The 21,230-nt window shown below is 64.9% G+C and carries 21 protein-coding genes; 10 read left to right on the top strand and 11 right to left on the bottom strand.

Annotation, left to right across the window (positions count from 1 at the left end; genetic code table 11):
- Positions 1–76 precede the first annotated feature (76 nt).
- The 3 genes from pgsA to U1763_RS10920 are packed head-to-tail and all read left to right on the top strand — an operon-like array spanning position 77 to position 1,334.
- Entirely contained in the window at positions 77–628 is a 552-nt protein-coding gene (gene pgsA, locus U1763_RS10930) for a CDP-diacylglycerol--glycerol-3-phosphate 3-phosphatidyltransferase (RefSeq protein ID WP_132738970.1), read from the top strand.
- Positions 629–630: 2 nt separating this feature from the next.
- Positions 631–888 (top strand): molybdopterin converting factor subunit 1, encoded by a 258-nt coding sequence (moaD, locus tag U1763_RS10925; protein WP_132738967.1) that lies wholly within the window; start codon positions 631–633, stop codon positions 886–888.
- A complete protein-coding gene (locus U1763_RS10920) occupies positions 885–1,334 on the top strand; it encodes a molybdenum cofactor biosynthesis protein MoaE (RefSeq protein WP_332755240.1) in 450 nt (149 codons plus the stop codon). The genes moaD and U1763_RS10920 overlap by 4 nt, the downstream gene beginning before the upstream one ends.
- Before the next feature lie 105 nt (positions 1,335–1,439).
- On the opposite strand, the gene U1763_RS10915 is transcribed toward U1763_RS10920, so the two are convergent.
- From U1763_RS10915 to U1763_RS10905, 3 genes are all read right to left on the bottom strand, one after another.
- Positions 1,440–2,078 (bottom strand): fasciclin domain-containing protein, encoded by a 639-nt coding sequence (locus U1763_RS10915; protein WP_332755239.1) that lies wholly within the window; start codon positions 2,076–2,078, stop codon positions 1,440–1,442.
- A gap of 136 nt (positions 2,079–2,214) precedes the next feature.
- On the bottom strand, positions 2,215–2,838 hold the full coding sequence (locus U1763_RS10910) for a fasciclin domain-containing protein (RefSeq protein ID WP_332755238.1): 624 nt from the start codon (positions 2,836–2,838) through the stop codon (positions 2,215–2,217).
- Positions 2,839–2,928: 90 nt separating this feature from the next.
- Entirely contained in the window at positions 2,929–3,831 is a 903-nt protein-coding gene (locus U1763_RS10905) for a hydrogen peroxide-inducible genes activator (RefSeq protein WP_060526661.1), read from the bottom strand.
- A gap of 145 nt (positions 3,832–3,976) precedes the next feature.
- On the opposite strand from U1763_RS10905, the gene U1763_RS10900 reads away from it, so the two are divergent.
- On the top strand, positions 3,977–4,522 hold the full coding sequence (locus tag U1763_RS10900) for a peroxiredoxin (protein WP_130324348.1): 546 nt from the start codon (positions 3,977–3,979) through the stop codon (positions 4,520–4,522).
- A gap of 128 nt (positions 4,523–4,650) precedes the next feature.
- Positions 4,651–5,169 (top strand): alkylhydroperoxidase, AhpD family, encoded by a 519-nt coding sequence (ahpD, locus tag U1763_RS10895; protein WP_332755237.1) that lies wholly within the window; start codon positions 4,651–4,653, stop codon positions 5,167–5,169.
- Positions 5,170–5,287: 118 nt separating this feature from the next.
- On the opposite strand, the gene U1763_RS10890 is transcribed toward ahpD, so the two are convergent.
- Entirely contained in the window at positions 5,288–6,055 is a 768-nt protein-coding gene (locus U1763_RS10890) for a sulfite exporter TauE/SafE family protein (RefSeq protein ID WP_056052944.1), read from the bottom strand.
- Positions 6,056–6,230: 175 nt separating this feature from the next.
- On the opposite strand from U1763_RS10890, the gene epsC reads away from it, so the two are divergent.
- Together epsC and U1763_RS10880 are read left to right on the top strand one after the other, a co-directional pair.
- Positions 6,231–6,923 carry a serine O-acetyltransferase EpsC gene (gene epsC / locus U1763_RS10885; protein WP_132738953.1) on the top strand — a complete coding sequence of 231 codons (693 nt, stop codon included), beginning with the start codon at positions 6,231–6,233 and terminating at the stop codon, positions 6,921–6,923.
- Between the two features lie 13 nt (positions 6,924–6,936).
- Complete coding sequence (locus U1763_RS10880; RefSeq protein ID WP_132738950.1) at positions 6,937–7,275, top strand: DUF2794 domain-containing protein; 339 nt, start codon at positions 6,937–6,939, stop codon at positions 7,273–7,275.
- A 145-nt stretch (positions 7,276–7,420) separates the two neighbouring features.
- On the opposite strand, the gene U1763_RS10875 is transcribed toward U1763_RS10880, so the two are convergent.
- Together U1763_RS10875 and pncB are read right to left on the bottom strand one after the other, a co-directional pair.
- On the bottom strand, positions 7,421–10,342 hold the full coding sequence (locus tag U1763_RS10875; RefSeq protein ID WP_332755236.1) for a TonB-dependent receptor domain-containing protein: 2,922 nt from the start codon (positions 10,340–10,342) through the stop codon (positions 7,421–7,423).
- Between the two features lie 159 nt (positions 10,343–10,501).
- Positions 10,502–11,806 carry a nicotinate phosphoribosyltransferase gene (pncB, locus tag U1763_RS10870; protein WP_332755235.1) on the bottom strand — a complete coding sequence of 435 codons (1,305 nt, stop codon included), beginning with the start codon at positions 11,804–11,806 and terminating at the stop codon, positions 10,502–10,504.
- Positions 11,807–11,890: 84 nt separating this feature from the next.
- On the opposite strand from pncB, the gene U1763_RS10865 reads away from it, so the two are divergent.
- Both U1763_RS10865 and U1763_RS10860 read left to right on the top strand, forming a co-directional pair.
- Positions 11,891–12,490 (top strand): isochorismatase family protein, encoded by a 600-nt coding sequence (locus tag U1763_RS10865; protein ID WP_332755234.1) that lies wholly within the window; start codon positions 11,891–11,893, stop codon positions 12,488–12,490.
- Between the two features lie 399 nt (positions 12,491–12,889).
- Positions 12,890–13,477, top strand: coding sequence for a Spy/CpxP family protein refolding chaperone (locus U1763_RS10860; protein ID WP_332755233.1), 588 nt, complete (start codon positions 12,890–12,892; stop codon positions 13,475–13,477).
- 37 nt (positions 13,478–13,514) lie between these two features.
- Here the strand turns inward: U1763_RS10860 and U1763_RS10855 are convergent, their stop codons facing one another.
- The 3 genes from U1763_RS10855 to U1763_RS10845 are packed head-to-tail and all read right to left on the bottom strand — an operon-like array spanning position 13,515 to position 16,435.
- Complete coding sequence (locus U1763_RS10855; protein ID WP_332755232.1) at positions 13,515–14,249, bottom strand: EF-hand domain-containing protein; 735 nt, start codon at positions 14,247–14,249, stop codon at positions 13,515–13,517.
- A gap of 33 nt (positions 14,250–14,282) precedes the next feature.
- Positions 14,283–15,680, bottom strand: coding sequence for a sensor histidine kinase (locus U1763_RS10850; protein ID WP_243643338.1), 1,398 nt, complete (start codon positions 15,678–15,680; stop codon positions 14,283–14,285).
- Positions 15,681–15,688: 8 nt separating this feature from the next.
- Complete coding sequence (locus U1763_RS10845) at positions 15,689–16,435, bottom strand: response regulator (RefSeq protein WP_207901247.1); 747 nt, start codon at positions 16,433–16,435, stop codon at positions 15,689–15,691.
- Positions 16,436–16,660: 225 nt separating this feature from the next.
- Between U1763_RS10845 and U1763_RS10840 the strand changes: the two genes are divergently transcribed.
- The gene (locus tag U1763_RS10840; RefSeq protein ID WP_332755231.1) at positions 16,661–17,509 is read left to right on the top strand and encodes a response regulator; all 849 of its coding nucleotides are present in this window, start codon (positions 16,661–16,663) and stop codon (positions 17,507–17,509) included.
- Between the two features lie 26 nt (positions 17,510–17,535).
- Here U1763_RS10840 and U1763_RS10835 read toward each other — a convergent pair whose 3' ends face one another.
- On the bottom strand, positions 17,536–19,329 hold the full coding sequence (locus U1763_RS10835) for a sensor domain-containing phosphodiesterase (RefSeq protein ID WP_332755230.1): 1,794 nt from the start codon (positions 19,327–19,329) through the stop codon (positions 17,536–17,538).
- Positions 19,330–19,394: 65 nt separating this feature from the next.
- On the bottom strand, positions 19,395–21,014 hold the full coding sequence (locus tag U1763_RS10830; protein WP_332755229.1) for a GGDEF and EAL domain-containing protein: 1,620 nt from the start codon (positions 21,012–21,014) through the stop codon (positions 19,395–19,397).
- Positions 21,015–21,230 lie beyond the last annotated feature (216 nt).

Below are 21,230 nucleotides of genomic sequence, written 5' to 3'. Positions count from 1 at the left end.
CCCTTAGCCCAGCGCCATGCTCACGCCAACGCTTAAACCGGTTTCGCCGCGCGACCGACCCGTATAGAGGTGGTGGGTGCTGAGCTTGCCTAACCTCCTGACATTGTCGCGGATCGTCGCGGTGCCCCTGCTGGTCTGGTTCCTGTGGTGGCCCGACTGGGAGGCGGGGTACGGCATCGCCTTCGTGCTGTATTGCCTGATGGGCATCACCGATTATTTCGATGGTTACCTCGCGCGGTCGAGCGGTGCGGTGTCGCGGCTGGGGATCTTCCTCGATCCGATCGCCGACAAGATCATGGTTGCCGCGGTGATCCTGATCCTGGTCGGCACGCGCGATATTGCCGGCATCCATGTGATCGCCGCATTGGTCATCCTGCTGCGCGAGATCGCGGTGTCGGGGCTACGCGAGTTCCTGGCGCAGGTGCAGGTCTCCGTTCCCGTGTCGCAGCTCGCCAAGTGGAAGACGACGCTACAGCTCGTGTCGCTGGGCGGCATCATCCTTGGTGGCGCGGTGCCTGATATGATCTGGGTCCATACCGTCGGCATCGTCGCGCTGTGGGGCGCGGCCGTCCTCACGTTGCTGACCGGATGGGATTACCTCCGCGTCGGCTTAAAGCACATGGACTGAAAATGACGGTACGGATGGTGTATTTCGCCTGGGTGCGCGAGCGCATCGGCACGGGCGAAGAGTCGGTCGAGCCGCCCGCAAGCGTAGTGACGGTGGCCGATCTGGTCGACTGGCTGGCGGAAACGAGCGAGGCACACGCGGGCGCGTTCGAGAACCGCTCGCGGTTGCGCGCAGCGATCGATCAGGACTTCGTCTCGCTCGATACGCCGATCGGTCGGGCGCAGGAGATTGCGATCTTCCCACCGGTGACCGGCGGATGATCCATATTTCGGTCCAGCAGTCGCCGATCGATATCGCGGCTGAAATGACGCGCGCCGAGGCGGCAGGGGCCGGCGCGGTGGCGACGTTCACCGGCCTCGTACGTGCTGACGATGGCGTCGGTACGCTCGAACTCGAACATTATCCCGGTGCGACCGAAGCGGCGTTGCTGAAGGTTGCCGAGGGCGCGATCGAACGCTGGCAGCTGAGTGCGGCGATCATCGTGCACCGGGTCGGGCCGATGCATCCGGGGGAGCGGATCGTGTTCGTTGCAGCGACGGCGGCGCACCGCGGCGCGGCGCTGGAGGCCTGCGCGTATTTGATCGATCGGCTGAAGACCGATGCGCCATTCTGGAAGCGTGAGACGCGTGGTGCGACGACTAGCTGGGTCGAAGCTCGCGATGGCGATCATGCCGCTGCTGTTCGGTGGGATAAGCCGGAGGCCTAAACCAAAGGTTGTTCTCCCGCGAAGGCGGGAGCCCAGACTGGGTCCCCGCCTTCGCGGGGAAACAAAGAGGGCTGCACTCCCTAATGGAGTTGCAGCCCCCTCAGATCAGCCGAGTTTCGGAACGCTCATGCCGTTGGTCAGATGGACGACACCATTCGTCTCCTTGATGTCGGCCGTATCGACATACGCCTTGATCCCGGCGGTGTCGGTCAGCTCGATGTTGCCGTTAGGCCCGAGCGAGGCGATCAGCGGCTGGCCCGCAAGCGTGGTCAGCGTTGCCTTGCCACCGCCAGCGGTGATCTGCGCCTTCAACTGGTCCGAGGTCACTGCGCCGGCGACGACGTGATACTTGATGATCGTCGCGAGCGTCGGTGCCGACTCAGGCTTCAACAGCGTGTCGAGCGCGCCGGCGGGCAGACGGGTGAACGCCTCGTCGCTCGGGGCGAACACGGTGAAGGGACCGGGGCCTGCGAGCGTCGTCTGCAGCTTTGCCGCAGTCACCAGCTTGGTCAGTGTCGCGCGGTTCGGCAACGTCGGCAGCGCAGCGGCAATCGTAGTCGTCGGCGCGGCCGTCGGTGCAGCCGAAGCCGCAGTTGCAGGCGCTGCCTGCGGCGTAGCGGTGGTGGCTGGCGCCGTCTGCGCCGGTGCTGCGGGCGCCGCAGGCGTCGTCGTCTGTGCGGTCGCACCGGCGGCGAGGATCATGCTCGATGCGGCGGCAATCAAAAGGTTCGTCTTAACAGTCATATGCGACTCCAAATGCAATTGGTGGGACGATTGGAAACTCGAAGGGAAAAGTAGGTATGAGATCGGCTCGTCTTCAATGTTTTGGCGGACCAGCCGCGCCATCGATGCGACGAACCGAACCCGACAATCATGCCGATCAGCTAAGTTTCGGCACGATTACGCCGTTGACGACATGCACGACGCCATTTGACTGACGCACGTCTGCGGTCTCGATATAGCTCTTGTTACCGTTGACGTCGGTCAGCGCGATGACTGCGCCGACCAGCGTCGCGGTGATCGGGTCGCCCTCGACCGTCGTCAACGTCGCCGTACCGCCGCCGGCCGCGATGCGCTGGCGAAGATCGTCGGCGGTGATCGCCCCCGACACGACGTGATAGGTCAGGACCTTCGTCAGCGAGGCCTTGTTCTCAGGCTTCAGCAGCGTGTCGACCATACCCGGAGCGAGCCGCCCGAACGCATCATTGGTCGGCGCGAACACCGTAAACGGCCCCGGACCCGAGAGCGTACCGACCATATCGGCGGCCTTCACCGCGGCGACCAGCGTCGACAGGTTCGGTGCGGCCGACGCGTTGTCGACGATCGTCCGCGTGGCCATCATCGGCACGCCGCCGACGGTCGGATTGGCGACCGCAGGCGGGCCGTTCGGGACCGACAGCGCGGGATTTGTCGACGGACTGGCCACGTCGTCCTTCGATTTGCCACTGCACGCCGCGAGCGCCAGTGCACTCGTCATCAGCAGTAGCGGAAGCGTCTTCGACATCATCGGGTCTCCAGCGGGAACTCGCGAAATATACGATCGAACGCCGAGTTGGTTGCGCATCCGTGCCAATCTCACGGCGAGCCGAGCCGGTTACTGAACGTCGGCCAGCGCCTTCGCCATCAACCGAAAGTCCTTTTCCCGCGGGCTCGCCCGCCGCCAGACCAAGGCGATTTTCCGCACCGCGTTGATCTCGTCGAGCGGCCTGGCCGTAATGTTGGTGTTGTCGAGGATACCCGCCTTCAGCGCCATCTCCGGCAGCATCGTGATGCCAAGCCCGTTGTCGACCATCTGCACGATCGTGTGCAGCGACGTGCCCAGCATCGTCGCCTCCGCGCGCAATTCCGGCCGGTTGCAGGCGCCAAGCGCGTGATCCTTGAGGCAATGCCCATCCTCAAGTAGCAGCAACCGCGTCTCGTCGATCGCCGACGCCGGGATCGCGGGCAGCGCGGTCGGCTCCTCGCCCGACGGATAGGCGACGAACAGACGATCCTCGAACAGCGTCTCGGACGTCACTTCGCCGCACGCATAGGGAAGCGCGAGCAGCACGCAGTCGGTCCGGCCATTGTGCAACCCCTCGCACGCCGGACCACTAGGCTCCTCGCGCAGGAACAGCTTGAGGTCGGGATAGTCCTTCCGCAACCGCGGCAGGATCCTCGGCAGCATGAACGGCGCGATCGTCGGGATGACGCTCATCCGCATGTCGCCCGACAGCGGTTGGCCGGCGGCGCGCGCCATGTCGCCCAGCTCCTCCGCCTCGCGCAGCACGCGCCGCGCCTTGTCGGCGATACCGTCGCCTAGCGGCGTGAACCGCACGACTCGCCGCGTCCGCTCGACCAGCACCACGCCTATCAGCGTTTCGAGCTCGCGCAGGCCCGCCGACAGCGTCGATTGCGTGACGAAACACGCCTCCGCGGCGCGCCCGAAATGGCCGTGGTCCTTCAGCGCAACCAGATATTGCAACTGTTTCAACGTAGGTAGGTAGGTCGCAGCCATTAATCGCCTCTATCGATCATCAGATGATAAATAGAGCGTTGGATCGATTACACCAGCCCCCTATACCGCAATGCACAACAACCGAGCGGGCCAACCGCCGCCCTTGAGGATGCCTGGAGCCAATTATTTCCAGGAGGCTTCCATCATGTTGACCATCGGCGACCAGTTCCCATCGATGACCATTCCCGTCCAGCAGGGCACCGCCGCGCTGCCCGCCGGCGAGACGCTCGACCTGACGACGGCATATCCCGGCAAGTGGAAGGTGCTGTTCTACTGGCCGAAGGATTTCACCTTCGTCTGCCCGACCGAGATCGTCGGCTACAGCGACATCCGCAGCGATTTCGAAGACCGTGACGCCGTGCTGATCGGCGCGTCGACCGACACCGCGCACGTCCACCTCGCCTGGCGCAAGTCGGACGCGGACCTTGCCGCCGCCGACTTCCCGTGGCTGGCGGATAACGGCGCGAAGCTCGCGGATGCGCTCGGCATCGTCGACAAGAACGAACATGTCGCGTTCCGTGCGACCTTCATCATCGATCCCGACAACGTCATCCAGGCAGTTCAGGTCAACGGCTTGAACGTCGGCCGCAACCCCGCCGAAACGCTCCGCGTGCTCGACGCGCTGCAGACCGACGAGCTCTGCCCGTGCAACTGGAACAAGGGCGACGACGTCCTCCAGCTCGCTGCCTGATCTATTGGGAGCGGGCTTGAACGCCCGCTCCCATTTCTTCCGTCACCCCAGCGAAAGCTGGGGTCTCTTCGTAACGGGGAGACCCCAGCTTTCGCTGGGGTGACGCTTTTCTGGACTGGAACCCATTCATGTCACTCAAGGAATTCGCGGGCACGCTGCCCGATTACGCCAAGGACATCCGCCTCAACGTCGGCTCGCTGCTGAACGAGACGCACCTCAGCGACCAGCGCAAATACGGCCTGTTGCTGACCTGCGCACACGGCTCGGGCTACAAGCCGCTCGTCGAAGCCGCCGAAGCCGAATGCGCGCCGAAGCTCTCGCCCGAGGCGGCCAACGCAGCGCGCGCAGCCGCAGCCGTGATGGCGATGAACAACGTCTATTATCGCTTCACGCACCTCGCCGGGAACCAGGAATACCGCAACATGCCGGCCAAGCTGCGCATGAACGTGATCGGCCAGCCCGGCATCGACAAGGTCGACTTCGAGCTGTTCAGCCTGGCCGTGTCGGCGATGAACGGCTGCGGCATGTGCATCGACAGCCACGAGCAGATTCTGAAGAAGGCCGGCGTTACCGCGGAAGCGATCCAGACCTCGGTTCGCATCGGCGCAGTGCTGGCGGCGGTCGCCACGGTCCACGCAACGCTGTGACCTTCTGTTCCCCTCCCGCTTGCGGGAGGGGTTAGGGGAGGGGCTTCTCTTCCAACCGCGCTGGCGTAGTGAGGCCAGCCCCTCCCCCGACCCCTCCCGCAAGCGGGAGGGGAGTTGGTCAGTGCCAGATCGCGCGGTATAGTCCGAACAAGCTCGTGATCGTCAGGATCACACCCACCAGCACCATCAGCGTCTTCGCGGGCACGCGTTTCGCCAGCATCGCGCCGAACGGCGCCGCCAGCACCCCACCGATCAGCAACCCCACCGTCGCCTGCGTGAACGCCGCCCAGCCAAGCTGCGTGATGAACGTCGCCGAGATCGTCGCGGTCAGGAAGAACTCCGCCGTATTGACCGTCCCGATCGTGGTCCGCGGCGACGCACCCTGCACCAGCAGGTTCGACGTCACCACCGGTCCCCAGCCGCCACCGCCCGCCGCATCGAGAAACCCGCCGACCAGCCCGAGCGGCTCGACGATCTTCGGCTCCTTCTGCTTCGGCGGATAGCGAAGCCCGCGGTACAGCAGGTACACGCCGATCGACGTCAGATAGGCGAGGATGAACGGTTTCGCCGTGCTCGCATCGATGTTCGACAGCACGTACGCCCCCAGCACGCCGCCGATCACGCCCGGGATCATCAACCGCAGGAACAGCGTCCAGTTGACGTTCTTGTGCAGCACATGGCTGATCCCCGACACCGCGGTGGTGAAGGTCTCGACGGTATGGACGCCCGCCGAGGCCGCTGCCGGCGGCACGCCGACCCACAGCAGCAGCGTGTTCGAAATCACCCCGAACGCCATCCCCAGCGCGCCATCGACGATCTGCGCGGCGAACCCGACCAGGATGAAGGGCAGGAGCGTCTCGAAACTCAAGGTCGTCAGGTCGAACATCGGCATCCCCTCAATATGGCGCCTAAACTGCACAGCGCGGGCTTATCCCACAACAAAGATAGGCTTTACCCCGATCCCGGCAGTCCGATGTGGCGGCCTGAGGCGGCCCTTGCGCCCGGTTCTGGAAATCGGCGGTTCGATACCCTAGATACGAAAATCGCGAAGGGGACTGCGGATGTCGAGCGGATTACTGGCCTATCTGGATTCGATCCGCGCCCGCGATCCCGCCCCGCATTCGCGCGCCGAAATCATGCTGTACCCTGGCGTCTGGGCGCTCGGCTATCACCGCATCGCGCACCGCCTGTACAAGGCGAAGCTCTATTTCCTCGCGCGCTGCGTCAACCACTGGTCGCGCTTTACGACGGCGATCGACATCCATCCTGGCGCGACGATCGGCCGCAATTTCTTTATCGACCACGGCTTCGTCGTGATCGGCGAGACTGCGGAGATCGGCGACGACGTCACGATCTACCAGTGCGTCACGCTTGGCGGCACCAGCCCCGACAACGGCGTGCAGGGTAAGCGCCATCCGACAATTTCCGACGGCGCGATCATCGGCTCGGGCGCGCAGGTGCTGGGGCCGATCACGCTCGGCAAGCGCTCGCGGGTCGGCGCCAACGCCGTCGTCACGCGTGACGTGCCCGCGGGCACGACGGTGGTCGGCATCCCAGCCCGCGCGACCACGATCGAGGGTGGCAACGCACCCGAGATGCCGCGGTTCGTGCCCTATGGTACGCCGTGCAGCGAGTCGTTCGATCCCGCGACGCAGAAGATGGAGATCATGCGTTGCGAGCTCGAGACGATGCGCAAGCGGCTCGACGCGTTGCTCGCCGATGGTCTTCCCGAGGATCGACGCGACCGCGCATGATGGTGGATAATTGATGGGCGTCGTACCCTTTCCGATACCGTCCAAGGCGACGCAGGTCGGCTTCGAACGCCTCGAACTCAACCGGATCCTCGACCTCTACGGCCGGATGGTCGCAGCGGGTCATTGGCGCGACTATGCGATCGATCTCGGCAAGGACGCCGCCGTCTTCGCCGCCTTCCGTCGCGCCGCCGAGCGGCCTGAATTCAGGATCGAGAAACGCCCGTCGTTGCGCAACAAACAGGGCATGTGGGCCCTGATCGGCGAGGGCGGCGCGGTAGTAAAGCGCGGCCATGAGCTTGGCCCGGTACTCGCCCCGGTAGAGCGCCGCTTCATGAAGCTCGTCGAGGACTGAGTTCCCGTCATCCTGACGAAAGTCAGGATCCAGAGTAACGCGCGATGTCCTTTGTAACTCTGGATCCTGACTTTCGTCAGGATGACGGGAGGCGGTCCGCCGGCCATCAGCGGACCGCCTTTCCCACCAGATCATGCCCGCGGGATCAAAGCCCCCAAGACAGCCGCACATACCCGAACTGCCCCGGCACGTCGTATGTGGTTGGATCATAGTTCGGCCCGGTGCAGCTGAAGCAGGCCGGTGGGTCTTGGTTGAACACGTTGTTGACGCCGATCGTCAGCCCCAACCGGTTCTCCAGCCAGCCCGGCGCGAGCGTCAGCTGGACGTCGCCGTAGAAGGTGCCGTCGAGCTTCTTGCCATCGGCTTCCTTCACGCTGTTGATGTAGCGCCCGGTGAACGACGCGCGCGCCGCGCCGATATCCCAGTCGACCACCGCATTGCCCTTGAACTTCGGGTAGGACTGGTCGGGGAAGCCGCGCGTCGTGCCGCGGTAGTCGGTGGTGGTGAAGCCCGTCGCCGCCGGGAACGTCTCGGTGTATTTCAACAGGATATTGCCGTTGAGCGACAGCCCGAACGTCCCTGCCGAGGTGCGCGGCGAGCGATAGATCGCGGTCACGTCGACACCGCGCGTGCGGATCCCGCCGATATTCTGCAACTGCGCGTTGATCCGCGAGATCAGCCCGTTCGAGGTCCGGGTGATCGCCGCGCAGCTCAGCGCATCGCCCGTTTCCGCACACCGGCTCAGCGTTAGCTGTGCCGCGACCGGTGCGATCGCGTCGCTCACCTTGATGTCGTAGTAATTGCCCTCGAGGCTCAGCTGGCTCGCAAAGCCGCTGGTCCGAGCCCAGTTCGGCGCATAGACGCCGCCGAACAGCCAGGTCCGCGAGGTTTCCGGCTTCAACGCGCTGTTGCCGCCGGTCAGTACGCCCAGCTGGCCGCCATTGGGCTCCTGATAACTCCCGTTCGCGGGTACGCCGTTCGCGGTGCAGTTCGCCCGCACCGTGGCCGAACTCTGATATGGCGACCCCGCGACGTTGGTGCAGGGATCGTCGATCGGCGCATCCGACCGCGATTCCGCCCCGAACAATTCGCCGATGCTCGGTGCGCGGAACCCTTGCGCGTAGGAGGCGCGGAACAGCAGGTCGCTGACCGGCTTCCACAACCCGCTGCCGGTATAGGTCGTGTTGCTGCCACTCGTCGAATAGTTCGAATGCCGCACCGCGCCACCGACTTCGAGCGAGTGGATCAACGGGGTGTCGTGGATCAGCGGCACGCGCAGCTCGGCATAGACCTCGTCCGAGTTGAAATGGCCGCGCGCGGGCTGCGCCGGAATGTCCGCGCCAAGCCCTGCGGTGATCAGCGGGTCGGGCGTGAAGCTGCCATATTGAACGCGGTGCTCATACCCTGCGGCGATACCGACCGGGCCGGCGGGCAGGTTGAACAGGTCGCCGGAGATGTTGGCAGTATAATCCTCCAGGCTCTGCGAACTGCGCGCGCGCTCGTCGAATGCGATATAGGCGAGCATCGCCGGCGTCACCGAGCCGGCCCCGCCGAAGATGTTGAACGGGACGCATGCGCCGGTGCAATTCGCGACCGGGCCGAGCGCCTGTTGCAGCAACGCCGCATTGATGTTGCCGGTGAACAGCTGCTTGGCATCGTTGAAGCCCAGGACAGCGTTGGCATCCCAGTAGAATTTACGGCTGCCGACCATGAACGAGCCATCGAGCGTCGCGGTCGCCGACATCGTGTCGACGGTCTGCGTATAGGTGCGCTGCCCCGCTTCGACGAGACGACGACGCACCGTCGAGTAATTCGCCGGCGCATTGCCCGCGCCGCCCGCCGACAGCGTATAGCCGAACGGATTATACGGGTTGGTCGCATCGATCGAGATCGTGTCGAGCAGATTGCCGTTGCCCGCATCGGGCCCGACGAACAGCGGCAGGAACGCCGCCTGGTTCTGCGAATTGCGCCGCGTGTAGTTCATCTTCACGCGCAGGTTCACGCTGTCGGTCAGCTCCTGCTTGGCGCTGACGAAGAAGCCGTAGCGCTCCGACGGCGTCAGGAAATAGTTGAACGGTGCGAAATTGAACCGGTCCGAGGTCGTGAGCAGACGGTAGTCGCTGTTCGCGCCGGTCGGGTTCGCCGCGTCGTAGCGCGGCCGACCGAGGATCGGTGCCGACTTCAACGTCAATGCCGCGCCGGTCAGCTGGACATAGCCGTTCACCGTCGCGCTCGAACAGCCGCCGATCGGATCGGTGCAGCTCGTCTGGCCGGGGTTGGGGAATTGCGAGATCGCGCGGTCGCCGGTGCGCACCGCCTCCTGCTTCACATAGCTGCCGCCGAACACCACGCTCGTCCGCGGCGCCTGGATCCCGTAGCTGACGTTATAGTCCTGCGTATGGCCGTCGCCCTGACGGAACGTACCGAACTGCGCGGAGGCCTTGAGCCCTTTCTGCTGCGACTTGGTGATGATGTTGACGACGCCGGCCAGCGCGTCCGAGCCATAGAGTGGCGACTGGCCCGACTGGAGGATCTCGATCCGCTCGATCGAGCCGACCTGGATCGTGTTGAGATCGACCGTCGAGGGAATCCCGCTCGCCGACGCGCCGTTGACGAAGCGCAGGCCGTCGACCAGCACCAGCGTCCGCTTGGCGGTGAGATAGCGCAGATCGATCTCGGCCGACCCTGCACCCACGCCGCCGCCATCGGGCGGATTGCCGATGTTCCCCGAATTATTGGCCTTCGAATTGAGCCCGCCGGCCGCGCTTGGTAGCCGCTGGAGCACGTCGGCGACCGACGACAGCCCGGTCCGCTGGATCGATTCCGCATCAACCGTGATGACCGGCGAAGGCTGCGACAGCGGATCGCGACGGATACGCGATCCAATGACGACGATCTCTTCCCCGCTGGTCTGATCGACGGGGGGCGTGGCCTCCGCCGCGGGTGTCGTGACGGTTTGCGCCTGGACCGGCGCCCCCGCTAGCATCGTCGCCAGGGCCAAACTACCGACGCTGGCATATTTGCCCGAATGTCTGCCCAGATATCTGAACGTCGTCACTGCACGCATGAACCATCCCCCTGTTCGTGTTTCCGCACCGCATCCGCTCTTATATTTTGTATACGAATGATGGCTCAGAGGCGTAACGAAGCAAGGTAATATCGCCGTGTGTAACAATTTTGTTGCGAAATGTGGCTGGTGTGTTGCGCAGATGCCACGTTTGGCGAGTTAGACGAGCACCGGTGCGCTCGCCCGGTCGGCTTCGCCGAATACGCGCAAATAACGGGCGATTTCGGCGGGTTCGCCGGTCGCCTTGGCGGGATTATCCGACAGTTTCACCGCTGGGCGCCCGTTCGCTTCGATCACCTTGCAGACCAGCGAGATCGGCTCCAGCGCCGCCGCGCCATCGGGATCGCAGCCGCGGAAGTCGTTGGTCAGGTTGGTCCCCCAGCCAAAGCTCATCCGCACACGCCCATGGAAATGGCCATACACCTGCTCGATCGTGTCGATGTCCATCCCGTCGGAGAAAATCAGCAGCTTGGTCTTCGGATCGACGCCCTGTTGCTCCCACCAGCGGATGATCTGCTCGCCACCCGCGATCGGCGGCGCGCTGTCGGGGCGGAAGCCGGTCCACTCTGCCAGCCAATGCGGCGCGTTGCGCAGGAACGCGGTCGTCCCGAACGCATCGGGCAGCGCGATCAGGAGGTTGCCGTTATAATGCTGCCGCCAATGCTCGAGCACGCGGTACGGCGCGTCGGCCAGGTCGGCGTCGCTCTCGGCTAGCGCGGCGGTGACCATCGGTAGTTCGTGCGCGTTCGTGCCGATCGCCTCGAGGTCCGCATCCATCGCCAGCAGCACGTTCGAGGTGCCGATGAACCGGTCGCCAAGACCTTCTTTGAGCGCCTCGACGCACCAGCGCTGCCACAGGAACCCGTGGCGCCGCCGCGTACCGAAATCCGACAGGACGAGATCGGGCAGCTCGCGCAACCGCTCGACCTTCTCCCACAGTTTCGCCTTGGCGCGCGCATAGACGATATCGAGTGCGAACCGGCCGCGATCGCGCAGGGCCGCACGCGATTTCAACTCGTTGATGATCGTCAGTGCGGGGATTTCCCACATCGTCGTGTGCGTCCACGGACCGTCGAAATGCAGCTCGTACTGCCCATCGACCTTCCGCAGGTCGTAGGCGGGCAGCTGGAACTCGCCGAGCCAGGCGAGGAACTCAGGTCCGAACATCTTCTGCTTGCCGTAGAAGCTGTTGCCCGCGAGCCAGATCAGCTCCTTCTTCGCGAACCTGAGCGTTCGGGCGTGATCGAGCTGCGCGCGCAGTTCGGCCTCGTCGACGATCTCCGCCAGCCGCACCGTCTTGGTCCGGTTGATCAGCGCGAAGGTGGCATGCACGTCCGGATAGACTTGCCGGATCATCTGCAACATCAGCAGCTTGTAGAAATCGGTATCGAGCAGGCTGCGCACGATCGGATCGAGCCGGAAATTGTGATTGTACGTGCGGGTGGCGATATCGGTCACGGCCATGCGCGCGGGCTCCTGCGTTGCTTGGGGGTTGCGGGTGTCCGAGATGACGGGAGTGTGTCAAGCAGCGGCCAAAGGAGACAGGCGATGGCGCGGTTCGTGGTCGTGGTGGATACGCAGTGGGATTTCATGGCGGAGGGCGGCGCGCTGAGCGTCGCGGGCGCGGCGGCGTTGGTCGGGCCGATGCAGGCTTGGCTGTCGGCTTTGCAGCCCGGTGAAACCTCAGGCGTCCTCTTCACCTTCGACACGCATTTCCGCGAAACCTACGCCGCGTCGCCCGAAGCGGCGATGTTCCCGATCCACTGCGTCCGGGGTACGCGAGGGTGGGAGAACATGCTCGATGTCGCGTTGCTCGATCCGGCGATCCCGGCATGGCGGATCGAGAAGGGGGTGTTCGACATGTGGGCCGAACCGGGGCTCGCGATCGAAGACGCACGCGATGCGAGCCGGACGATTCCCCGCGAAGAGTTCTTCGATCGCCTTGCCGCGCAACGGATCACCGACGTCACGGTCATCGGCGTCGCTGCGGACTATTGCGTCCGGTGGGCTGTCGAAGGTCTGGTCGATCGCGGTTTTGCGGTACGCGTTCCGGCCGCGTTGACGCGGGGAATCGAGCGCCAGATCGACACGGTCGCAGCGCAAGATTTCGTCGGCAAGCGCCTGGAGATTTCGGCCGAACCAGCCTGACGCCATGCGGTCGTGCGCGCGCGGCGCAGGCCACGATCTTGCACGCGCGATCAATTGTCCCGCGTTTCGGATGGTGCCCCCGACCGGCGTAGCGTCGGTATGTGTTCGAAATACTGCGGACAAGATTGGCGCGCAAAACTGCATCCGGGGATCTCGGAGGGCAGTTCCATGCAGCACCAGTCAATATCGTCGCCCGAATGCGCGATCGGGCGTCATGCGCCGCGTTCGCGTCATCGGGATGTCCTGAGCGAACCGATCCAGCGATCCGCCTGTCGTCGGTGCGGTGCGACGATCGTCAAATCGGCGGTCAGCCGACGCTGGGTCATCTCCGGACTGCTCGGCTGAGATGCCCGAATTCATTATCAAAAGGGGAAAGACATGACGCCAAGGATAGTGCCGATGCTTGCACTGCTGATGGGGATGCCGGGTATTGCCAGTGCCCAGATGCAGCGGGCAGGGCCACCAAGGATCGACGTCGTGACGCTGCAACGGCGCGAGGCGGACGACATGGCGCTTCTGCTGCAGCTGCGGGCGGCGCAACGTCCGGCACTCGACGCATTTCTGCAGTCATTCGCACCGCCGTCGGCGATGCCGCGCGGGGACAAAATGCGTGAGGCGATGCCGTCGGGCGGTTTCGAGGAGCATTTGCAGCGCATGACGGAGATGACGGCACAGCGCGCAGCCGATGACACCCGGCGCATCGCCGCGGCGCGAAGCTTCTATGATGGCCTGGATACGAAACAGCGCGCCGCGTTCGAGGCGTTGATGCGTCTGCGTCACGGCCCCCCCATGATGGGCCCTCCCATGATGGGACCCCCGATGATGGGCCCCTCCATGATGGGACCGCCGATGATGAGGCCCATGCCGGGTGGCCCGATGCGCGATCCCGACGGTGGCCCGTTCCTCGACGGCCCTGCGAATGGCGGCGTACCGTCGCACGCAGGTTCGTCACAGCAACTGCCAAACGGCCCGGGCAGCGACCAGTAGGACGATGCTCAACTGACGGGACCTCGGTGAACCCTCGTTATCGGGGTTTTTCGGGGTCCCTGTCGCGGTCGGGTTCGACCGGCGCATCGGATCCGTTGCGCCATGTCTCGGCCCCGGCGCGCGGCAATTCCCCGCGCGTTATTGCGCCATCGTGATTGCGGTCCAATGCCGCGAAACGAACCGTCGCGGTGCTCGTGAATTCGCTGGCGTCGACCCCGCGATTGCCATCGCGGTCGGCGGTGATGACCGGCTCGGGAAAGTCGAAGAACCCGAACCGCGCCGCACCCTGGCGTTCGCGGGGCACCGCAGTCTTGCTGGAACCACCATTGCCGAAGCGCATGCCGTCACCGCCGCCTCCGCCGCCGTTTCGACCGCCGCCGTTTCGACCACCCGCGTTATCGCCACGCCGCCCGCCTCCTTCGGCCATGCGGCGGCCGCCGACGACGCGGATCTCGGGGACGAGGACGTTTTCATAAAATGCGATGTCGTCCGGGTCGATTTCCCCGTCCTTGCCGCGATCGAGCACCGCGAAGAAGCGCATCGCGTCGTGCTGGAACTCCGCCAGTGTAAGGCGTCCGTCGCCATCCGTATCCGCTCCAGCGAACCAAAGGGCTTGCGCGGCGCCGGGGCGAAGGATCGTGCGAAACGGCTCGCCCATCGGGCTGACGAACAATTGGCCGCGGCCACGCTCGGGCGGATCGCCGGCGCGCGGGAGGTCGGCGGCACAGCCTGCCAGCGCGCCCGCCAGCCCGATGAGGATTACGCGTCGCATAGGGACTCCTTGCATGTCGACGGACAAAAACGGTCAGCCTGGTAGCGTGATGCGAGCCCGCAACCCGCCTTCGGGGCGCATATCGAGTGTCGCATCGCCGCCATGCGCACGTGCCACCGCGCGGACGCTGGCCAGACCCAGTCCGATCCCGCCGGTATCGCGGTTGCGCGATTGTTCGGCGCGGAAGAACGGTTCGAATGCACGGATCAGGTCGTCGGGCTGCATGCCGGGGCCGCGGTCCTGCACTTCGATGACCACCGTGTCGCGGTCGCGGTACAGCAGCACCTCGGCATGACCGGCGTATTTGATCGCATTGCCGACCAGGTTGCCGATCAACGCCTTCAGCGAGGGGGCATCGCCTTCGATCGTCAGGGGATCGCCGATCTGGAGCACGACGTCGTCGCCGCGGTCCGCGAACTCGTCGGTGACGCTCTCCGCCAGCGATCGCAGATCCAGGCGTTGGCGACGAACATGCCGTGTCATGTCGCGCACGAACGCCATCGCCGCACCGATCCGATGGCTCATCTCCTGAATGTCGTCCTCGGTGGCGATGCGGATGTCCTCCGGCGCCTTTTCGAGCCGTAACGAAAGCCGCATCAACGGCGTTCGCAAGTCGTGCGCGACCGCGGCGATCAGCGTCGTGCGATCCTCGACGTAGCGATTGAGCCGCTCCTGCATCACGTTGAAGGCGATTGCCGCCTCGGCGATCTCGGGCGGGCCGATCAGCGTTAACGGTTCTGCGCGCGGATCGCGGCCCAGTCGTTCGACCGCTGCCGTGAATTGGCCGATCGGCTTGACCACGCGTCGGGCAAGCGCCCAGGCGATCGGTGCAACGACGGCCAGCGCGACCAGAAACCACAGGATGATGCGGATTCGCCACGGGCCCATGATCGCGCTGGTCGGGCGGATCACGCGCCATCTGCCGCCACCGACGTCGATCGAAACGACGAACGGACCGAAGAGCGCATTCTCCAGCGCGGCGAAATTATGATGCCGACGGGGTCCGATCGGCGGTCCCATCGGTATCGGCGGGCGCAGCGCATCCGCGAACATCGGACGTCCGGACCGCTCCGCCTCGACGACGACCGCGGTCGCGGGCAGGCCGAGATCGGTGGCGATGATCGCGCCCAGCCGTCGGTCGCGCGGACTGTCGGTCGGGTTGGGCGCGCGGGTCGCAATCTCGGTCTTCAGCAGCTTGGCGGGGTCGACGCCGGTGCGGGCGAACGCCGCGATCCGGGTGGTGGTGAAGATGATCGGCGTCGGCGGCGGCATCAACAGCAGCGTGGCGAAGTTCAGCACCTGGACCAGCAGCACGGTGATCAGCATGAGCGCGAAGATTCGCAGGAACAGCGGCCAGGATCGTTGCAGATTGCGCGCGGGCACGGCGTCCCGGCCGGTATCGTTGCCGATCGGCTTTCGGGGAGCGTCCACGGCTTGGTTCACAGCCGGACCACGCGTGGCACGAAGAAATACCCTTCGTTGCGGATCGTCCGGATGATGTCGTCACCGCGGGAGCGGAGCTTGCGGCGCAGGCGGCTGACCTGGACGTCGATCGCGCGGTCGAAGGCATCGGTATCGGGCCCGCGTGCCGCCTCCAGCAGCGCGTCGCGCGCCAAAACGCGGCGGGGCCGCTCGACAAACGCACGCAGCACCGCAAACTCGCCATCCGTAAGATCGATCAGCGTATTTTCCGCATCGAACAGTTCGTGCGCGGCAAAATCGACGCGCCACCCGAGGAAACCGTAGGACCGCCCCTCGCTGGCGTCCTGGATTTCGCGGGCGCGCAACGCCGCGCGGACCGTCGCGAGGATTTCGCGCGGGCTGCACGGCTTGGTGAGATAGTGGCTGGCGCCGATCTCGAGCCCCAGGATACGGTCGGGCTCCGCGCCCAGCGCGCTCAGCATCACCACCGGCGGCCCGGCCGCACGCGCCAGGCGACGGCAGACCGACAGGCCGTCCTCGCCGGGCATCATCACATCGAGCAGGATCAGCGATACCGACTGGCGCGCCAGCACGCTGTCCATCTCCTGCGCGCTCGTCGCGGTCTCGACGTTATAGCCATGCATGCCGAGGCTTTGCGCCAGCAGCGTGCGGATCATGTGATCGTCGTCGACCACCAGCAGCGTCGGCTTCGGCACCACGCCGTCAGGGGCCGGGGCGAGCGATTCGGGGGCGGGGTTCGGCATCATGCGGCGATCCTAGCGAGCGCGTGTGTTCGCGATATTTCTGCATGCGCCAAAGCGCGTCGTCCCACATCTTTTCGTTGCAGTAACATAGGTTAGGATAACGCCAGCCCTCCAGTGTTTCAAAGCGGGGCGGGCGGTGTCACATCGGGAAACATCCCGGACAAACACCGGGTGCAGGGCAGGACGCATGGCTCACCGTCTCCCTCTCCCCGAAAGTCGCCGGCGATGAACGTTTCCCAACATTACGAACCCGTATCCGCCCGCCCGCCGCACATCGCCGCGTGGCAGGACGACGCGACCCACGAGCCCGCGGACGATGCCGGCTACCAGTCGGCCCGGGTCATCATCGTTGACGACGACCCCGGTCTTCGCGAGCTTCTCACCGAGTTCCTCGTCGATAATGGGTTGGGCGTCGAGGCGGTGTCGAGCGGGGCGGCGTTGCGCGCCCGTCTCGTTCAGCGGCCCTGCGATCTCGTTATCCTCGACATGATGATGCCTGGCGAGGATGGCCTGTCCGTCCTGCGCGGGCTTGCCCAGTCCGACGATCCGCCCGGGGTCATCATGCTGTCGGCCTTGTCGAGCGAGGTCGACCGCGTGGTCGCCCTGGAGATGGGCGCGGACGATTACGTGACGAAGCCATCGACTCCGCGCGAAATTCTCGCGCGGATCCGATCGGTGCTGCGACGGCGCAATCGGACGGTGCCTCTCGGTACGGACATCGGTGGCATGGTCGAGGCGGGTGACACGCCGCGATTCCACACGACCTATCGGTTTGCGGGCTGGACGCTCAACTGTCGGATGCGGTCGTTGCAGGCGCCCGGCGGCGAGATCGTCTCGCTGACCGAGGGTGAGTTCCAGATGATGGATGCCTTTGTCACGCATCCCCATGCGGTCCACACGCGCGAGGACATGATCGCGCTGTCGGGGCGTGCCGATACGTCGTCGAAGGATCGCACGATCGACGTCAACATCAGCCGTCTACGCCGCAAGTTGGCGGCCTTCGACCGGACCGAGATCATCCGTACGGTCCGCGGGAAGGGCTATCTGTTCATCGCCGACGTCAGCGGCGCCTGACCAGGGTATCGAATCGGCCGCGAGACTCAGGCGGCGGCGCGGGGCGTTGTCGCCGGATCCCCCGGATGCGCGATGCACCATGCGCGGAACGGCTCTGCCGGCATCGGTCGCGCGAACAGGAACCCTTGCGCCTCGTCGCACTCCATCGTCGAGAGGCAGGCCGCGACGCCCTCGGTCTCGACGCCTTCGGCAACCACGCGGTAGCCGAGTTCGTGCGATAATCGGATCATCGTTCGGACGAGCGTCTGTTCGTCGCCGCCGCTGATGGTCGCATCGAGATCGCGCATGAAGCTCTGGTCGATCTTGACGACGTCGACGGGCAATTGCTGAAGATAGGCGAGACTGCTGTAGCCGGTACCGAAATCGTCGATCGCCAGGCGCACCCCGGCGTCCCGGAGGGCGGCAAGCTGTTCGCGGGCCTGCGCGACGTTCCGCATGATCGCGCTTTCGGTAACCTCGAGTTCGATCCGCTCGGCACGGATCCGGTGCTTGAGCAGCAGCAGCTGGACCCGCGCGGCGAAATCGGGTTCCTCGAGATTGTTCGCCGACAGATTGATCGACAAATTACCTGTAAAGCCTTCGGCAATCCAGCGACCGAGTTGTTCCAGCGCCCGATCGACGACCCAGTGAGTCAGCGGTTTGGCGTGCCAGGTCTGTTCGATCAACGGGATGAACTCGGCGGGCGACACGTCGCCCAGTACCGGATGCGTCCAGCGCAACAGCACTTCGGCACCAAGGCATTGGCGGGACACCAGGTCGACCCGGGGTTGATACACCAGGCTCAACTGATCCTCGCTCGCCAACGCCGCCTCGAAGTCGCGCAGCAGTTCGTAGCGACGGCGATGCGCGGTGTCGTTCGCTGACGAGAAGAAGCAGACGGTAGCCTCCTGAGCCCGCGCATCCTGCGCGGCACCGTGCGCGAACCGCAGGACGTCGGTCGGTTCGACCATGCCGAGCGTGATCGGCGCAACGCCCACCGCGCCGGTGGTGGCAAAACGCAGTGACGATTTCACGCTGCACTCCGCGACCTTGTCCGTCAGCAGCGTGACATAGGCGGCATCATCGACATCGGGTTCGGCGAAGAACACGAACTGCGTCGCTGCGACATGGTACGCGCGACGGTTTGCAGGCAATGCGTCGCGGAGTTGCAGTGCGGCGGTCTTGACCATTTCAACGACATGTTCGGAGCCGAGCACGCGGGTCATGTTGTCGATCTGATCGGTCCTCGCCAGATCGAGCATCACCAGCAGGCGGCGCTCGCCGCAGTGATCGCGCGTCAGGTCGGCGAGATCGTCGAGAAACTGCTGGCGGTTCGGCAACCCGCTGATCGGATCGATCCGGCCAAATGCATGTTGCAGCTCGATCTGCGCCATCGCCATCGCCGCAAGATCGCGCAGCGCTCCCATCTCGGCGGTGGTTGCGGTCCGCGGTTCCGAGCCGAGCACGCACAACGAGCCCAAACCATAGCCATCGCGAGTCGTGAGGGGCGCCCCGGCGTAGAACCGGGTGCCCGAACTGGCGAGTTGGCTCGAGGCATAGAACGGATGATCGAGCAAATCGGGGATGACGAGAGGCTTGGTGGTCTCGGCGACCTCTGCACACGGTGCACGGTCGCGACTGAGTTCGGTGTGCTCGATACCGACCCGGGATTTGAACCACTGGCGATCGTCGTCCGTCAACGAGATGGCAGAGACGGGCAGCCCGAAAATCTGGCTCGCCATCCGCGTGATACGGTCGAAACTCTCGCTGGGAGGGCTGTCGAGGATATCGAGCTGCCTGAGAGCGTCGAGCCGCGCCGCTTCGTTTACCAGTTCAGTCATGGCAACACTCTGTCAAATATGACTTAAGTGAATGTGAATATTAGTCACCATGCGTATAACATAAGTTAGACCAGGCGGATACTGCGCGCGGTGCGATCACGTTTTGCTGCGTATAGCGCCGCATCGGCGCGTCCCCAGGCTGCAGCGAAGTTCTGCACGGCGGAGCTTGTCGTCGAGCCATCCATAAGCACCGCCCCGACACTGCCTCCGACCGGAAGCGTGATGCCGTCGCTGGTCATCCGCTCGCACAATGCGCGTTCGATACGATTGGCGACGACGGACAGCCGGGCGTCGTCGGCGTCGGGCAACAGGACGGCAAACTCGTCGCCCCCCAGACGCGCGAGATGGTCGCTGGCGCGGACGGCCCTGCGCAGACGCCTCGCAACCTCGACCAGAACCGTATCGCCGACACTATGCCCAAAGCGATCGTTGATCGCCTTGAACCGGTCCAGGTCGATCGCGATGATGCCGACCGCCACGCCGGGACTGGTCTGCGCGAGGCGCTGATCGAGACCGCGGCGATTGAGCAATCCCGTCAACGGGTCCGTTTCCGCGGCGACGACCGCGCGCAACTGGCGTTCCCGATCTTCGGAGATGTCGATCGTCACGCCGACGATCCGCAACGGACTGCCATCGGCGGCCCGAAGCAGCTTGCGATCGCACCGCATCCAGCGCGGGCCATTGATCGTCGACAATTCATATTCGACGGAGGCGTTGTCGATCTCACCGTCGAGCAAGGTCTGGACCGACGCCGCATCGCGGTTGGCAGGCGCGATATAGTCGCCATACGTATCGAGGTCGATCGGCCCTGACCTTTCCGGTCCACGCACGAAGCGCGAGAAACTCGGGGAGGTTTCGAACCGTTTGGTTTCCACATCGATGTGCCAGAAGCCGCCGCGTACCGCCTCCATGGCCAGCGTCATCCGCGCGTTGATCTCTTGGAGCGCGCGATCGGCGCGCCGTCGCTCGGTGACGTCCTGGATATGCGCGATTACCCGGATCAGCGCGCCGTCGGGCGCGCGGACGGCCGATACCGCGAGCGACGCATGGACCGGTTCGCCGTTCTTGTGAATATAGCGCTTTTCGAGCGTGTAGTCGTCCCGCCCGCCTGCCACGACCTCGGCGAACAGCCGTGCGTCGGCCTCCTGATCGTCGGGATGCGTGATCGTCCGGAAATCGAGACCCGCAAGCTGGACGACCGTTAGCCCGAGCATGGCGGCGAACGCAGCGTTTACGCGTTCCATCCGCCCATCGGCATTGGTGACCGCCATGCCGACAGGGGCATGCTCGAACGCATCGTTGAACATGATCTCCTTCTCGGCGATGCGGGCCTCGAGATCGCGCCGGACGCTGATATCGGTCACCAGCACGACGACACCACGGATGACCCCATCGGCATCGACATCGGGGACGTAGCTTCCCTGGACGCGGCGCGCGTCGCCCCCATCGAACAGCGTATATTCGTACGTCACGGGTGCGCCGGCCAATGCTTCGGTCAACCGCGGCAGCACGGTCGGAAAGTTACCCTCGCCGACGATCTCGCGACAATGCCGTCCAACGATCTGGTCGGGCGCGATCCCGCGCCACGCTGCGTAGGTCGCGTTGGCGTAGCGATAGGTCAGGTCCCGATCGAAATACGCGACCAGCCCCGGCAGCATGTCCAAGATGGCGAGTGCGGATGGCACGCCGTCCGACGATCGCTCAGGCCCGGTCGGAATAGATCCATTTTGAGGTCTATCTGTCGCGGAGGTAGGGCGGTGGGTCATGACGCTGCATACGGGCGGCATGGTTAAGTGATAGTTCGCGTCGTCGATCGATCGCGTATCGTGATCGACACCTACCTCAAAAGCCCAATGATCCCAACGCGATGGGCGGCGAGCTCTCAGCGCTGCACGCCAGCG

Source organism: Sphingomonas sorbitolis, from assembly GCF_036663875.1.
Classification (GTDB): Bacteria; Pseudomonadota; Alphaproteobacteria; order Sphingomonadales; family Sphingomonadaceae; genus Sphingomonas.
Note: the sequence above shows the minus strand (reverse complement) of the source record. Positions and strands in the feature narration are given on the sequence as shown.

Excerpts from the sequence above, each read along its gene's own strand:
- U1763_RS10920 (WP_332755240.1), top strand. The coding sequence starts at position 885 with ATGATCCATATTTCGGTCCAGCAGTCGCCGATCGATATCGCGGCTGAA.
- U1763_RS10875 (WP_332755236.1), bottom strand. The coding sequence starts at position 10,342 with ATGCGTGCAGTGACGACGTTCAGATATCTGGGCAGACATTCGGGCAAA.
- U1763_RS10915 (WP_332755239.1), bottom strand. The coding sequence starts at position 2,078 with ATGACTGTTAAGACGAACCTTTTGATTGCCGCCGCATCGAGCATGATC.
- U1763_RS10865 (WP_332755234.1), top strand. The coding sequence starts at position 11,891 with ATGGCGCGGTTCGTGGTCGTGGTGGATACGCAGTGGGATTTCATGGCG.
- U1763_RS10855 (WP_332755232.1), bottom strand. The coding sequence starts at position 14,249 with ATGCGACGCGTAATCCTCATCGGGCTGGCGGGCGCGCTGGCAGGCTGT.
- U1763_RS10910 (WP_332755238.1), bottom strand. The coding sequence starts at position 2,838 with ATGTCGAAGACGCTTCCGCTACTGCTGATGACGAGTGCACTGGCGCTC.
- pncB (WP_332755235.1), bottom strand. The coding sequence starts at position 11,806 with ATGGCCGTGACCGATATCGCCACCCGCACGTACAATCACAATTTCCGG.
- epsC (WP_132738953.1), top strand. The coding sequence starts at position 6,231 with ATGTCGAGCGGATTACTGGCCTATCTGGATTCGATCCGCGCCCGCGAT.
- U1763_RS10860 (WP_332755233.1), top strand. The coding sequence starts at position 12,890 with ATGCTTGCACTGCTGATGGGGATGCCGGGTATTGCCAGTGCCCAGATG.
- U1763_RS10900 (WP_130324348.1), top strand. The coding sequence starts at position 3,977 with ATGTTGACCATCGGCGACCAGTTCCCATCGATGACCATTCCCGTCCAG.
- U1763_RS10905 (WP_060526661.1), bottom strand. The coding sequence starts at position 3,831 with ATGGCTGCGACCTACCTACCTACGTTGAAACAGTTGCAATATCTGGTT.
- U1763_RS10845 (WP_207901247.1), bottom strand. The coding sequence starts at position 16,435 with ATGCCGAACCCCGCCCCCGAATCGCTCGCCCCGGCCCCTGACGGCGTG.
- ahpD (WP_332755237.1), top strand. The coding sequence starts at position 4,651 with ATGTCACTCAAGGAATTCGCGGGCACGCTGCCCGATTACGCCAAGGAC.
- moaD (WP_132738967.1), top strand. The coding sequence starts at position 631 with ATGACGGTACGGATGGTGTATTTCGCCTGGGTGCGCGAGCGCATCGGC.
- U1763_RS10890 (WP_056052944.1), bottom strand. The coding sequence starts at position 6,055 with ATGTTCGACCTGACGACCTTGAGTTTCGAGACGCTCCTGCCCTTCATC.
- U1763_RS10840 (WP_332755231.1), top strand. The coding sequence starts at position 16,661 with ATGAACGTTTCCCAACATTACGAACCCGTATCCGCCCGCCCGCCGCAC.
- U1763_RS10880 (WP_132738950.1), top strand. The coding sequence starts at position 6,937 with ATGGGCGTCGTACCCTTTCCGATACCGTCCAAGGCGACGCAGGTCGGC.
- U1763_RS10835 (WP_332755230.1), bottom strand. The coding sequence starts at position 19,329 with ATGACTGAACTGGTAAACGAAGCGGCGCGGCTCGACGCTCTCAGGCAG.